The 14,147-nt window shown below is 68.2% G+C and carries 13 protein-coding genes; 3 read left to right on the top strand and 10 right to left on the bottom strand.

Features of this window, described 5'->3' with window-relative positions; translation table 11 throughout:
• The first annotated feature begins 68 nt into the window (after positions 1–68).
• Positions 69–1,433, top strand: a complete 1,365-nt coding sequence (locus AC06FE_RS15020) for an MATE family efflux transporter (RefSeq protein ID WP_192287840.1) — start codon at positions 69–71, stop codon at positions 1,431–1,433.
• Between the two features lie 69 nt (positions 1,434–1,502).
• Entirely contained in the window at positions 1,503–3,413 is a 1,911-nt protein-coding gene (gene sppA, locus AC06FE_RS15015; RefSeq protein ID WP_478073493.1) for a signal peptide peptidase SppA, read from the top strand.
• 156 nt (positions 3,414–3,569) lie between these two features.
• Here the strand turns inward: sppA and AC06FE_RS15010 are convergent, their stop codons facing one another.
• Complete coding sequence (locus AC06FE_RS15010) at positions 3,570–3,800, bottom strand: hypothetical protein (protein WP_313252476.1); 231 nt, start codon at positions 3,798–3,800, stop codon at positions 3,570–3,572.
• Between the two features lie 91 nt (positions 3,801–3,891).
• Between AC06FE_RS15010 and AC06FE_RS15005 the strand changes: the two genes are divergently transcribed.
• Positions 3,892–4,668 carry an SDR family oxidoreductase gene (locus tag AC06FE_RS15005; protein WP_192287837.1) on the top strand — a complete coding sequence of 259 codons (777 nt, stop codon included), beginning with the start codon at positions 3,892–3,894 and terminating at the stop codon, positions 4,666–4,668.
• Here the strand turns inward: AC06FE_RS15005 and AC06FE_RS15000 are convergent.
• The 9 genes from AC06FE_RS15000 to AC06FE_RS14960 form a co-directional block, all read right to left on the bottom strand.
• Positions 4,656–5,273, bottom strand: coding sequence for a DUF4124 domain-containing protein (locus AC06FE_RS15000; RefSeq protein WP_478073492.1), 618 nt, complete (start codon positions 5,271–5,273; stop codon positions 4,656–4,658). The two genes, AC06FE_RS15005 and AC06FE_RS15000, sit on opposite strands and share 13 nt — an antisense overlap.
• Positions 5,274–5,290: 17 nt before the next feature.
• Complete coding sequence (locus AC06FE_RS14995) at positions 5,291–5,938, bottom strand: DUF4124 domain-containing protein (protein ID WP_478073491.1); 648 nt, start codon at positions 5,936–5,938, stop codon at positions 5,291–5,293.
• A gap of 152 nt (positions 5,939–6,090) precedes the next feature.
• A complete protein-coding gene (gene tsaC / locus AC06FE_RS14990; protein ID WP_132865868.1) occupies positions 6,091–6,651 on the bottom strand; it encodes an L-threonylcarbamoyladenylate synthase type 1 TsaC in 561 nt (186 codons plus the stop codon).
• A gap of 121 nt (positions 6,652–6,772) precedes the next feature.
• Positions 6,773–9,280, bottom strand: a complete 2,508-nt coding sequence (locus AC06FE_RS14985) for a DNA topoisomerase I (protein WP_192287833.1) — start codon at positions 9,278–9,280, stop codon at positions 6,773–6,775.
• Between the two features lie 186 nt (positions 9,281–9,466).
• A complete protein-coding gene (locus tag AC06FE_RS14980; RefSeq protein WP_478073490.1) occupies positions 9,467–10,393 on the bottom strand; it encodes an RDD family protein in 927 nt (308 codons plus the stop codon).
• Between the two features lie 30 nt (positions 10,394–10,423).
• Positions 10,424–11,161, bottom strand: a complete 738-nt coding sequence (locus AC06FE_RS14975) for a GYF domain-containing protein (RefSeq protein WP_192287832.1) — start codon at positions 11,159–11,161, stop codon at positions 10,424–10,426.
• A 36-nt stretch (positions 11,162–11,197) separates the two neighbouring features.
• Entirely contained in the window at positions 11,198–11,671 is a 474-nt protein-coding gene (locus AC06FE_RS14970; protein ID WP_132865864.1) for a DUF494 family protein, read from the bottom strand.
• Positions 11,672–11,716: 45 nt separating this feature from the next.
• Positions 11,717–12,865 (bottom strand): DNA-processing protein DprA, encoded by a 1,149-nt coding sequence (gene dprA, locus AC06FE_RS14965; protein ID WP_192287831.1) that lies wholly within the window; start codon positions 12,863–12,865, stop codon positions 11,717–11,719.
• A gap of 77 nt (positions 12,866–12,942) precedes the next feature.
• The gene (locus AC06FE_RS14960) at positions 12,943–14,067 is read right to left on the bottom strand and encodes a LysM peptidoglycan-binding domain-containing protein (protein WP_132865862.1); all 1,125 of its coding nucleotides are present in this window, start codon (positions 14,065–14,067) and stop codon (positions 12,943–12,945) included.
• Positions 14,068–14,147: the final 80 nt, after the last annotated feature.

Here is a 14,147-nt window from a genome sequence, read left to right as displayed (position 1 = left end):
ATACGCACACTCCGCGACCCGGCATCCGCGCACTCCCTGCGCCGGCCGCAGTCCGCGTCTTCTGCTTTATGTCCAGTTCTCCCGCTACGCCGCGCTTCTCGCATGAAGTGCGGACGACCGGTCTGCTCGCCTTGCCGCTGGTGCTTGGCCACGTTTCCACCGGTCTGATCTCCTTCGTCGACAACACCATCGCCGGCCACCACGGCACCGACACGTTCGCCGCGGTCAGCATCGGCACGGCGTTGCTGTGGCTGCCGATGCTGGTGCCGATCGGCACCCTGATCTCGTTGACCGCGTCGGTCTCGCAGCTGCACGGCGCTGGCCGCGAGCGCGAGATTGGGCCGCTGTTCCGCCAGGCGCTGTGGCTGGGCGTGGGCCTGAGCGCGCTGATGTTCCTGTTCCTGAGTGTGGTGCCGGCGTTCCTGCCGGCCTTCGGCATCGCCCCGGAGATCGTCCCGGGCGCGACCGACTTCCTGCATGCCATCCGCTGGGGCGTGCCGGCGCTGACGCTGTACTTCTGCATGCGCTACCTGAGCGAAGGCATGCATTGGACCTTGCCGACCATGCTGATCGGCTTCGGTGGCCTGCTGGTGCTGGGGCCGCTGGGTTATGCGCTGTGCAACGGCCGGTTCGGCTTCCCGGAAATGGGCGCCGCCGGCCTGGGTATCGCCTCGTCGGTGACCATGTGGGTGCAGGCGCTGGCCTTTGCCACCTACCTGGCCGTCACCCGGCGGTTCGCGCACCTGGGGCTGTTCACGCACTTTGAGCTGCCGCGCCTGGCCGCCATCTGGGACCTGCTGCGCACCGGCCTGCCGATCGGCATCACCGTGCTGATGGAAGGCGGCTTGTTCATCATCACCGCGCTGCTGATCGGCCGCATCGGCGCGGTGGAAGCCAGTGCCCACCAGATCGCGATCAACGTCGCCCAGCTGTGCTTCATGATCCCGATGGGCGTGGCCGAGGCCACCACCGTGCGCGTGGGCCACGCGGTCGGCAGCAACGACCCGCTGGGCGTGCGCCGCGCCACCTGGGCCGGCTACGCGATCGTGATGGTGACCCAGCTGGTCTCCATCACCGCGTTGCTGCTCGGCCACAACGCGGTGGTGCGCCTGTACACCGACGACCTGGCGGTGGCGGCACTGGCATCGACGCTGCTGCTGTACGCGGCGACCTTCCAGATCCCGGATGGCATCCAGGTGCTGTCGGCCGGCGCGCTGCGCGGGCTCAAGGACACCCGCGTGCCGATGTTCATTGCCATGTTGGCCTACTGGGGCATCGGCATGCCGCTGGGCGCGGGCTTCGGCCTGGGCCTGGGCTGGGGACCGCAGGGCATGTGGGTGGGCCTGATCATGGGCCTGACGGTGGCCGCGATACTGCTCGGCTGGCGCCTGCGGGTGAGCAGCCGGCGCTTGATTCTCCAGGCTTCACCCTGACTTAAAGGCCATGCCGGCCTTGCCGGTAGTGGTTATCCTGCCTTGCAACCAGCCCCTTCCGGAGCGTCCATGTCCTCCCCTCCCCCCCTGCCGCGTCGCAATCCCATCGCCAGCTTCTTCGTGGGTCTGTGGGATGTAATGAATTTCACCCGCCGGTTGATCCTCAACCTGCTGTTCTTCGGCCTGCTGTTCCTGGCGCTGATGATGTTCATGGTGATCCTGGGCAAGGGCGCCTCCTCGGCGAAGGTGCTGCAGGACCGCACCACGCTGGTGATCGCGCCGGAAGGCCGGCTGGTCGAGCAGTACAGCACCGACCCGGTCAGCCGCGCGCTGGCCAAGGCGCTGGGGGAAAGCAACGCCGAGGAACTGCAGCTGCGCGACCTGATCCGCGCCATCGAAGCGGCCAGGGACGACAAGAAGATCGAGCGCGTGGTGCTGAACCTGGACAAGCTCCAGCCCAGCGGCTTCGCCTCCATGCGCGAGGTCACCCACGCGCTGCAGGACCTGCGCGCGGCCAACAAGCAGGTCGTGGCCTTCAGCGAGAACCTGAGCCAGTCGCAGTACCTGCTGGCCGCGCAGGCCGACGAGGTCTACCTCGACCCGATGGGCAGCCTGCTGCTGGAAGGCCTCGGTCGCTACCGCCAGTACTTCCGTACCGGCCTGCAGGAAAAGCTGGGCGTGGACGTGCACCTGTTCAAGGTGGGCGAGTACAAGTCCGCCGCCGAGCCGTACGTGCTGGACGCGGCCTCGCCGCAGGCCAAGGAAGCGGACCTGTTCTGGATGAGCGACGTGTGGCAGCGCTACCTGGCCGACATCGCCAAGGCGCGCAAGCTCGACCCGGCGCAGCTGGCGGCCGGCATCGATACGCTGCCCGAAGGCATCGCCGCCGTCGAAGGCGACCTGGCCCGCTTCGCCCTGCAGCAGAAGCTGGTCGATGGCCTGAAGACGCGCGAGGAAGTCGATGCGCTGCTGGCCGAGCGTGGCGCCGCCGACAGCGATGCCGAAGGTGGCTTCCGCCAGATCGGCCTGAGCGACTACCTGACCCAGGTTGACGCCCGTCGTTCGCCGGTGGATTCGCGTCCGCAGGTGGCGGTGGTGGTGGCCGAGGGCGAGATCGCCGGCGGCGACCTGCCGGCCGGCCGCATCGGCGGCGTGTCGACCTCGGCGCTGCTGCGCGAGGCGCGCGACGACGACGACGTGAAGGCGGTGGTGCTGCGCGTGGATTCGCCGGGTGGCGAGGTGTTCGCCTCCGAGCAGATCCGCCGCGAAGTGGAAGCGCTCAAGGCCGCCGGCAAGCCGGTGGTGGTGTCCATGGGCGACATGGCGGCCTCCGGTGGTTACTGGATCAGCATGAACGCCGACCGCATCTACGCCGACGAATCGACCATCACCGGCTCGATCGGCATCTTCGGCATGATCCCCAACTTCGCGCGCAGCCTGGACAAGATCGGCGTGCACACCGATGGCGTGGGCACCACCCGTTTCGCCGGTGCGTTCGACGTGACCCGTCCGATGGACCCGGCCGTGGGGCAGGTGATCCAGTCGGTGATCAACAAGGGCTACGCCGATTTCACCGGCAAGGTCGCCCAGGCGCGCAACAAGCCGGTCGAGGCCGTTGACGAAGTGGCGCGTGGCCGCGTGTGGAGCGGTGCACAGGCCAAGGAGCGCGGCCTGGTCGATGCCTTCGGTGGCCTGAAGGCCGCCGTCGCCGATGCCGCCAACCGCGCCAAGCTGGGTGAAGGCGACGCGTACCGCGTGCGTTACATCGAGAAGGGCGCCACGCCGTTCGCGCAGTTCATGACCGGTTTCGCCGGCAGCCGCGCCGGTGCGTGGATGCTGGCCGACTCCGGCATCGCGCGGATGATGCTGGCCCGGCAGATGCCGGAACTGGACACCCAGCTGCGTTTCGTCGAGGACGCGGTCAAGGATCGCAACGGTGCCCCGGTGAAGTCGCTGGCCTATTGCTTCTGCGGCTTGTAAGCCCTAACGCCGCGATGGATCGAACAACGCCGCCCGAGGGGCGGCGTTGTTCGTTTGAGGAGTCGGGTTCGTGGCGGCTTGCAGGGCGGCCCCGCGTTGCCCTCGTCCTTTCACGCAGCGAAGGGGAGGGGCGCTTCACTGCGCGCCCCGCACGACTTACTGCGGCGAGGCATCCCCGGTGGCGGCATCCAATGCCGCATCCTGCGCCTTGGTCGCCTGCTCGGTCGCGGCCTGCGCCGCCTTGGCCTCTTCCAGCGGCTTGGCCATGGCATCGCGCATCGCCGTGGCCTGGGGATCCGGGCGGCGCTCGGTCTCCGGTGGCTGCGGCTTGCCGCAACCGGCCAGCGTCACCAGGGACAGCAGCATCAGGCAGGAAAGAAATTTCATCGGCATGCTCCGCGGGGCTGTGGCCGCTATCCTAGCCGCATCCCCCCGCAGCGTCCTTCCGTGGCGCCGCAAGCAAGCAAGAGGAAGCGCAATGAACCCGCAGCGTTGGCGACTGGATGGACAGACCGCACTGGTGACCGGTGCCAGTGCCGGCATCGGCCTGGCGATCGCCCGTGAGCTGCTGGGTTTCGGTGCCGACGTGCTGATCGTCGGCCGTGATGCCGATGCGCTGGAAACCGCGCGTGATGAACTGGCCGATGCCTTCCCCGAACGCGGGATCCACGGGTTGTCGGCCGACGTGTCCGACGAGGAGGACCGCCATGCCATCCTCGACTGGGTCGAAGACCATTGCGACGGCCTGAACCTGCTGGTCAACAACGCCGGTGGCAACATCAGCCGGCCGGCCAACGACTACACCGAGGACGAATGGCGCGGCATCTTCGAGAACAACCTGTTCTCTGCCTTCGAGCTCTCGCGCACTGCCTACCCGTTGCTGACCCGGCATGCGTCCTCGGCCATCGTCAACGTCGGCAGCGTGTCGGGCATCACCCACGTGCGCAGCGGCGTGGTCTACGGCATGACCAAGGCGGCGATGCAGCAGATGACCCGCAACCTGGCCTGCGAGTGGGCCGAGGACGGCATCCGGGTGAACTCGGTGGCGCCGTGGTACATCCGCACGCGCCGTACTTCCGGCCCGCTGTCCGACCCGGACTACTACGACGAGGTGATCGCGCGCACCCCGATGCGGCGCATCGGTGAGCCGGAGGAAGTCGCCGCGGCGGTGGGCTTCCTGTGCCTGCCGGCCTCGAGCTACATCACCGGCGAGTGCATCGCCGTGGATGGCGGCTTCCTGCGTTACGGGTTCTGAGCGGCGCAATCGCTGGCATCGAACCGCGCCTGCAGGCGTTCGTATTCGCGGCGGCGTGCCTCGGCCTGCGCCAGGCCGGTGAAGTTCGAGGCGCTCCTGGCCTCGTGCACACGCTGGCGCCACATCGCGCAATGCCGCGCGGGATCGACCGGCGTGCAACTGTCGCGCAGGACTTCGCAGGCTTCACCGGCGCCGGTGCGCGGGTTGCCGTCCAGGCCGGTGACCTGCATCGCCACGCAGCGCGCCGGGGGTTCCGGTGTTTCGCTCAGGTACGCCTCGCCGCCACGTGGCTTGCATTCAAACAGCGGCGGCAACGGCTCGGCCGGCACCGCAGCCGGCGCTGGTGCGGCAGGCTCTTCGGGGGCGGCGTACAAACGCTCGACGGGGGCCGGGCCGGCCTGCACGGCCTGGGAGGCCGCAGGCATCGGTGCCGCGGCGGGTACAGGCATCGGTGGCGGCGTGCCCACCGCCTGCATCACCCGCGTGCTCTGCTGCGTGCCCTTGGGACAGGGCATGTTCTGCACCGTGAGTGCACCGCTCGCATCGGTGCAGCGGTAGAACACCACGTCTCCGGCGGCGGCCGGCAGCGCCAGGCACAGCAACATGGCCAGGCTCCAGCGCATCACCAGCCCCCGCAGTCCTGGTTGAGGCGTGCCTCGATGCCGCGCTGCTCGCGCACCAGCCGCTGGCGCTCGCTCTGCAGCGCGCTGTTGTAGCGGCGGACCAGGTCCCAGCGGCTGTCACGCAGGCGTGCGCAGACTTCCTGTTGCGGCAGTGCATGGCAGCTGTCGCGCACCAGCACCGAGTCGCCGGGGATGATCACGCCCGGGCGAGCCGGGATGCCTCCCGGATGCGGGTGACCACCGGGAGGGCGCGGACCGTGCCCATGCGGCAGGTAGCCGTAGGTCCAGGTCGGCACCCAGCGCGGGTTTCCCTCCGCGCTGTCGCTGGTATAGCGCTCGCCTTCGGCGGTGACGCATTCGTACATCGGTTGTGGCGGCTGCACGGTCACCACCCGCACTTCGCGCTCGACCACCGGGGCGGGTGGGGGAGTCGGGCTGGCCGGGCGTGGTGGGGGATCCTTGGGCCGGACCATGTCCAGCACCTGCTGCCGGTGCGCCTGCGTGCACGGGGCATCCTGCAGCGAGACCGCGCCATTGGCGCCCACGCAGCGGTAGATGCGCACGCCATCGCTCGGTGGCGGGTCCACCGCCCATGCCGGCGAGGGCAGCAGGAGCAGGGGAACCAGCAGGAGCAGGCAGGCGCGCATGCCGACATGGTGCCACGCACATGCCCCCGGCAGGAGCGCCCTTGGGAGCGAAGCCGGTGCCGTGTCCATCGCGGGATTGCCGGCCGCCCGGTGATGCGTGAAGAAGGAGGTCGCCGTTGTCGGCTTCGCGCCCGAGGGCGCTCCTGCGTGCCTCAATCGCGCAGGACGTCGCCGGTGGCGGCCACGCGGATGCGGGTCGGTTGGGCCAGGCCGCCGGTGGCGCCGTCGAGCAGGCCGTCCAGGTGCTGGAGCAGGGCCGGGTCCAGCTGCTCGCGGCTGCGTGCCGGCGGTTCGCCGGCCAGGTTGGCGCTGGTCGATACCAGCGGCCCGCCCCAGGCGGTGCACAGCGCCTGCACCAGCGGGTGGGCGCTGACCCGCACCGCGATGCCGGTGTGGGCGCCGGTGATCCAGCGCGGCGCGCGCGGGCCGGCCGGGACGATCCAGGTATTGGCACCGGGCCAGCTGTCCAGTACCGCCTGGCGGCGTTCAGCGGCCAAGGCATCCAGCTGCACCCAGCCTTCCAGCTGCGCCGGGTCGGCGGCGACCAGGATCATGCCCTTCTCGACCGGACGCTGTTTGAGTGACAGCAGCTTCAACACCGCCTGCGCGTTGCCGGGGTCGCAGCCCAGCCCCCACACCGCTTCGGTCGGGTAGGTGATCACGCCACCGGCCTGCAGGACCGGGACGACGTTGTGCAGATCAAGTTCAATCATGGCGATGGCATCCAACCCGGCGCGGGCTGCGTGGGCTTCAAATGCAGCAGGCCGCCCGAAGGCGGCCTGACACGGGAGCGGACGATTATCCTCCTGCCGGCGCGGCAGGGGGTAGTCGCCCTCAGAACGGCGGCGCGTCGTCGGCGGCAGCCTTCTTCACGGTCTTCTTGGCGACGGCTTTCTTGACCGCCTTCTTGGTGGCCGTCTTCTTGGTCGCAGCCTTCTTTGCCGGCGCCTTGCCGGCAGCGGCCTTCTTCGGCGCGGCTTCTTTCTTGACGGTGGCCTTCTTTGCCGCCGCCTTCTTGGTGGCGGCCTTCTTGGCACCAAAGCCCTTGCGCACCGGCTTGCCGGTTTCGGCCATCAGCTGCTGCACTTCGGCCAGGGTCAACGAGGCCGGCTCGCGGTCCTTCGGGATCTTGCCGTTGAGCTTGCCGTCGCTGATGTACGGGCCGAAGCGACCGTTCAGTACCTGGATGTCCGAGCCCTCGAACTCCTTGATGATGCGGTTGCGCGCGATCTCTTCCTTCTCCTCGATCAGGAAGACGGCACGGGCCAGGTCGATCTTGTACGGGTCGTCTTCCTTCTTCAGCGAGGCATAGGTGCTGCCGCGCTTGGCGAACGGGCCGAAGCGGCCGATGCCCACGCTCACTTCCTCGCCGTTGGCGTCGGCGCCGAGCTTGCGCGGCATGTCAAACAGCTTCAACGCCTCTTCCAGCGAGATCGAATAGATGCTCTGGCCCGGCTGCAGCGAGGCGAACTTGGGCTTTTCCTCGTCATCGACGGTGCCGATCTGCACCATCGGGCCGAAGCGGCCGATACGCGCGCTGACATCCTTGCCGCTGACCGGGTCCACGCCGAGCACGCGGGCGCTGCCGGCGTCGGTGCGGTCCAGCGATTCGCTCTTGTCGCTGACCAGCTCCTTGAACGGGCCCCAGAAGCGTTCCATCAACGGCACCCACTCTTCCTCGCCGCGCGACACCGCGTCCAGCTCGTCCTCGAGCTTGGCGGTGAAGTCGTAATCGACGTAGCGGGTGAAGTGGCTGGACAGGAACTTGCTGACCGCGCGGCCGACGTCGGTCGGCTTGAAGCTGCGGCCTTCCATCTCGGTGTACTTGCGGAACAGCAGGGTCTGGATGATCGAGGCGTAGGTCGACGGACGGCCGATGCCGTATTCCTCGAGCGCCTTGACCAGCGCCGCTTCGGTGTAGCGCGGCGGCGGCTGGGTGAAGTGCTGTTCGGCCAGGATGCGGTCCAGCGGCACGCGGTCGCCGGGCTTCATCGCCGGCAGCTTGCGGCCTTCGTCCTCGTCCTCGGCGTTCTTGCTGTCCTTGCCTTCCTCGTACACGGCCAGGAAGCCGGGCACCACCACGGTGGTGCCGCTGGCGCGGAACACGTGCTCGCTGCCGGCGGCCAGGTCGACGCTGACGGTGTTGAGCGTGGCCGGGATCATCTGGCAGGCGACGGCGCGCTTCCAGATCAGTTCGTAGAGCTTGCGTTCGTCGTCGGTCAGGTACTTGCCGACCTGCGCCGGGGTGCGCAGCGCCGAGGTCGGGCGCACCGCTTCGTGCGCTTCCTGGGCGTTCTTGCTCTTGGTGGTGTAGACGTTGGGCTTGTCCGGCAGCGAACTGGTGCCGTAGTCGCGGGCGATCACGTCACGGATCTCGGCCAGCGCGTCCTGCGACAGGTTCACCGAGTCGGTACGCATGTACGAGATCAGGCCGACCGTGCCCTCGTCGCCGATGGCCACGCCTTCGTACAGCTTCTGCGCCACCTGCATGGTCTTGCGGGTGGTGAAGCCGAGCTTGCGCGAGGCTTCCTGCTGCAGGGTGGAGGTGGTGAATGGCGCGGCCGGGCGGCGCTTGCGCTCCTTGCTGGCCACGTCGGTGACGTGCAGCGCCCCCTGGGCGGCCTGCTGGATGCGCAGGCGCGCGGCTTCGGCGGTGTCGCCGTCGGTGACGGTGAACTGCTCGAACTTCTGTCCGTCCAGCTTGATCAGGCGGGCGTTGAAGTGCTGCGAGGGATGTGCGCACTCGGCCTCGATGCTCCAGTACTCGCGGGCGATGAAGGCTTCGATTTCCTCCTCGCGCTCGACGATCATGCGCAGCGCCGGGCTCTGCACGCGGCCGGCGGACAGCCCGCGCTGCACCTTGCGCCACAGCACCGGCGACAGGTTGAAGCCGACCAGGTAGTCCAGCGCGCGGCGTGCCTGCTGCGCATCGACCAGGTCCGCGGCGATGGCGCGCGGCTGGGTCATGGCTTCCTTGATGGCGCGCGGAGTGATCTCGGTGAACACCACGCGCTGCATCGGCTTGCCGTCGGACAGGCCACGTTCCTTGAGGATCTCGGCAATATGCCAGCTGATCGCCTCACCTTCACGGTCCGGGTCGGTTGCCAGGAAGATGTCGTCGGCGCCCTTGGCGGCCTTGGCGATCGCCTCGACGTGCTTCTCGTTCTTCTCGATCAGGTCGTAGCGCATGGCGAACCCGTTGTCCGGGTCGACCGCGCCCTCCTTGGGGACTAGGTCACGCACATGCCCATACGAGGCCAGGACGGTGAAGTCCTTGCCGAGGTATTTGTTGATCGTCTTGGCCTTGGCCGGCGATTCGACGATGAGCAGGTGCTTGGGCATGTCAGTACTTTCTTGGGGGGAGAACGCCCCGGTTGGGGGCGCTAGGGTGGCGTAAACCGGCACGATAGTGAAGCCGGTGTGGCCGATCTGCATAAATCGACGCCCGGGTTGGCGCCCGGGCGTTCAGCTTTGTCTTTATAGTGGAATCACGCCGGGGCCGCTCTTGTCAAGCGGCCCCGGGGTCGGTCAGCTGAAGTTGGAGGCGGCGATGCCGATCACCGCGATGATCGCCACCACGCCCACCAGCAACAGCAGGCCGAAGATCGACAGGATCACGATGGTCACCGTGCCCAGGCCGCGCTGCTGCCATTCCGGATGGTCGGTGAAGGCCCATTTGTCGACCACCAGAGTGTCGCAGATCATGTCATGCAGGCCCTGCTTGCGCTCGGTGAAGGCGGCCATCACGTAGCCGATGCACAGGGTCAGGGCACTGAGGATGGTGGCGAAGTAGCGGCCGATGGCGCGGGCCAGGGTCATCCGGTCGCCATTGAGGCGCACCACCTTGATGCCCACCGCCATCTTGCCCAGCGTGGCCATGCCGGCCGAGGCATGGAAGCCGGCGTAGTAGGCGGCCGAGATCGCCATCGAAATGAGGTTGGTCAGCAACTGCACCATGATCATGCCGACGCCGGCGGCGTTGCTGTCGCCCAGCCCGGCCATGCCGATGCCCAGCACCATGCCGATCACCATCGCGATCACGCCGCCGACCATGCCCACGATCACGCTGTCGATGCAGTACGCGGCCACGCGCTTCCAGAAGCCGGCATAGACCACTTCGCCGCCCTGCACCGGTGCCGTGCCGCCGCTGACGGTGCTGCGGGGCGCCGAATAGGGCGAGTAGCCATCGGTGCTGGCCGTGGCGGCGGCGGGCAACGGCGCGGTGCCGTTCTCGATGGCGCTGTAGTCCGCGCGCAGGTCGATGCCGGGGCTGGCCTGGGCCAGCAGCTGCAGCTCGTCGGCCAGGGCCGACAGCGGTTGCCACTGCGCCATGCCCTCGCGCCAGGCCAGGGTCTCAAGGTTCAGCTCGCCCTGGTTGAACTTGCTGCGGATCACATCGGCGTCGATCGGCCCGTGCCGTTCGCGCTGGGCATCAGCGTAGTACCACTCACTCATCTCATTCCCCAAAGTTTCAGGCCGCGCCGCTCAGCTGCGGCAATCGGTCGGCAGGTAGTTGTCCGCCACGTCCGAACGACATTTCCAGGTGGCGGTCTGCGTATCGTAGTCGAGCCAGATCGCTTTGCTGTCAAGTTGCGGCGTGCCGGGGGCCTGCAGGCGGGCTTCCAGCCCGCAATGGCCGCCGTCGAAGCGGCCGATGCGGACCTCGGCGATCGTGCCGTCCTCGTAGCTTTCCGGGCTGCCAAAGCCGGCATCGCCGTTGACCGGGCAGCGTTCGTGCTCGCTGGCGAAGGCTGACACTTCCCCCTTCAGGGCGACCAGTTGCGCCTGCACCATGGAGGTCTTGCTGCGCAAGGTGTACTCGCGGTACTGGGGATAGGCGATGGCGGCGAGGATGGCAAGGACGGCCAGCAGGATCACGCCGACCACGGCAACGATGATGCCGACGATGGCGCAGCCGGACAGGCCCTGCCGGACCGCGGCCGGTGGCGGGTTGGGAACCGCGACGTGGACGTGCTGTACCGCCGGCGGGGGTGGTACGGGAAGGTCGGGCAGGGCCGGCGGTACCGGCACAGCCGGTCCGGACACGTCCGGCAGCCCCAGTTCGGCGGCGAATGCCTGCAGGGGTTGCCAGTGCTCGGCACCTTCGCGCCAGACCAGGGTATCGGCGGCGATGCGCCCGGAGCGGAACAGCTCGACGATGTTTTCCGCTGGCAGTGGTCCGCGCCGTTCGCGGTTGCCCTCGGCGTAGAACCACTGGCTCACGCGGGTCTCCTCATGCGTCCCTGCATGCCGTTGGGCTCAGTGCAGGGGTTCGGGTTCGTCGACGAACATCTGGGTTTCCATCCAGGCATAGGCCGCTTCGGCGCCCGGCTGGTTGAACAGCACCATCAGCACGACCCACTTGAGGTCGTCCAGGTCCAGCTCGTCCTGGTCCAGCGCCATCGCGCGGTCCAGTACCAGCTCGCGCTGGTCGGCGTCCAGGATGCCGTGCTGCTCGAGGAACAGCAGGAAACCGCGGCCTTCCACGTCCAGCTTGTCCAGTTCCGGGCCGTGGAAAACGCGCACCGGCCCCTTCACCCGGGCCTGGGCCACGGCCGGGCGCTGTTCTGCCAAGGCATCGAGCCAGTCGAAGGCCTTGTTGATCTCGGTGGGGCTGAAACCGGCCTGGATCAGGCCGTTCTGCAGCGAATCGCGGTCTCGGATGAGATCGGCATCCTCGCTGAAATAGTGTTCAAACAGATACAGCAGGACGTCCAGGATGCTCTCTTTCATTGCCCTCGGCCTGCGCCAGTCGGCGCTGTGGAGGTGAAGGAACCCTCAGGTGCGGGTGTAGCGACCGTGTTCGGACGACACTCTCCCTTCCAGTTCCATGACCAGCAGCATGGAGGACAGGCTGGCGGCCGTCAATCCAGTGCGTTCGATCAGTAAATCCATACCGGTTGGGTCGAACCCCAGGGCGTTCCACAAGCGCTGGTAGTCGGGATCCGGCAGGGCGGGTGCCGGACGTGGCGTCTCCGGCGCAGCTGAGGTGGGGGTCGACAGCCGGTTTTGCAAGGCTTGGGCCAGTTCGCCGGCCATATTGGCCACGCCTTCAAGAATGTCGTCGGCGTGTGTCACCAATGTGGCACCGTCACGGATCAGGCGGTGGCAGCCGCGCGCCATTGGGTTGTGGATGGAACCGGGCACGGCGAAGGTCTCGCGCCCGGCCTCGGCGGCCAGGCGGGCGGTGATCAGCGCGCCGGAACGCTCGGCCGCTTCGATCACCACCGTGCCCAGGGCCAGGGCCGCCAGCAGCCGGTTGCGGGCGGGGAACTGGCCGCTGCGCGGGGCGGTGCCGGGCGGGTACTCGCTGAGCACGGCCCCTTGGCGAGCCACCTGCGCCTGCAGTTCCCGGTGGTGGCGCGGGTAGGCCAGGTCCGGGCCGGTGCCGATCACGGCATAGGTTGGCCCCGGCAGGGCCAGTGCGGCGCGGTGTGCGGCCGCATCGATGCCGGCGGCCAGCCCGCTGGCGATGGTCAGGCCATGGCCGAGCAGGGCGGTGGCGAAGTCGCGGGCATTGTCCCGGCCGCCAGCGCTGGGGATGCGGCTGCCGACCACGGCGATGGCTGGTTGCCAGAGCACGCTCGGATCGCCGTCGACGAAGACCGCCAGCGGCGGATGGGGGCTGTCACGCAGCAGCGGCGGGTAGTCGGGGCAGGTCCAGCCGATCAGGTGGTGGCCGGGGGACGCCAACCATGCCCGCGCGCGGTCGTGCCGGGCGGGATCGGGGTGGCGGAGGGCATGGCATTGCTCGGGCGTGCAGCCGGCCTCGCGCCAGGTCGATGCATCGGCGGACAACACCGCGGCGGCATCGCCGCAGCGGGCGAGCAGCGTGCGCAAGGGGGCACTCGGGCCGCCGGCCAGCAGCAGCGCGAGCAGTGCATCGATGTCGACCGGCGTGGCCGGCGCGGGACGGGGAGAGGTCATCTCCCCAGCCTGCCGCCAAAACAGCGACGGCGCCCTCGGGCGCCGTCGTTGCATCACATCAGGATTGGGCGCAGCGCTTACTGCGCGTCCGGATGCTTGAGCTCGTAACCGACGCGGGCCGGCTTGGTGCCTTCCATGATCAGCGCGTAGCTGACCTTGTCGAAGGTGCGGAACACCATGGCGTGGGCGGCGTACTCGTCCGGCAGCGACACGCGGCTGCCACCGGCGTTGAAGGCGTCATCCTTGCGCGAGGTCGGCATGCCGGTCACGCGGTCGTTGACATGCCTGCCACTGCGCCAGATCGAGAACACGGTGCCGTTGTCGATGCCGTCACGGGCGCCGCCGGAAATGGCGATGACGTCGCGCGGGCCGCCCGAGGTGAAGGTGTCGGTGACGGCCAGCACGCGCAGTTGGCCGGGCGCCAGCGTGCTGGCCGGTGCGTGCGGGATGAACTGCAGGTCGTACGGATTGGCCTGCACCGGGACCAGGCGGTCACCGGCGCGGACTTCGCGACCGCTGTCTTCCAGGCGCAGGATCGAGGCCTGGGTGGCATCGGCGCCGACCTGGGTCAACGTGCCCACGTTGACCTTGGCCAGCTCATAGCCCAGGAATTCATCCCGGTCACTGGTGGCGGCGTAATCCTTCCAGAGGTTGCCCATGCCGGCCGTGGTGTCGCCCCGCAGGTTGAGGTCGCTGCTGTGCTTGGGCTGACCGTACTGCACGGTCGGGCGGACCACCATGTAGCGCTGGCCGGACTGGGCGCCCTGCAGGCCCAGCACGTAGGCCTGCTGGCCGGTGGTGGCGCGCAGGCGGCTGTCTTCCAGGCCGACCACGTACGGCAGCTCCTTGAAGCTGTCGACGACGTTCAGGTTCTTCAGGAACGGTTCCACGTCCGCCAGCGGCACGGCGTTGATCGGCGCTTCCTGACGCGGCCCCGGCTGTGCGGTGACGCGGTCTAGGTAGGCCAGGCTCAACACGTCGCCCGGGTAGATCAGGTGGGGATTCTTGACCTGGGGATTGGCCTGCCAGATTTCCGGCCAAAGCCACGGCTTCTTCAGGAAACGCGCGGAGATGTCCCACAGCGTGTCGCCCTTCTTCACCACATAGGTGTCGGGATGGGAACCATTCAGTTCCACGCCCACGGCATAGGTTGTAACGGTCAGCAACGCGACGGCGGCGACCGTACGGATGTGTTTCAGCATGATTGAGATGCCTGATTCCCCAACAGGTTGGCGCACTATATTGCAGAAACGGGAGCAGCGGGCAAGCGCAAGCGGTAGAA

The organism is Stenotrophomonas sp. Steno-C18 (assembly GCF_056393195.1).
Note: the sequence above shows the minus strand (reverse complement) of the source record. Positions and strands in the feature narration are given on the sequence as shown.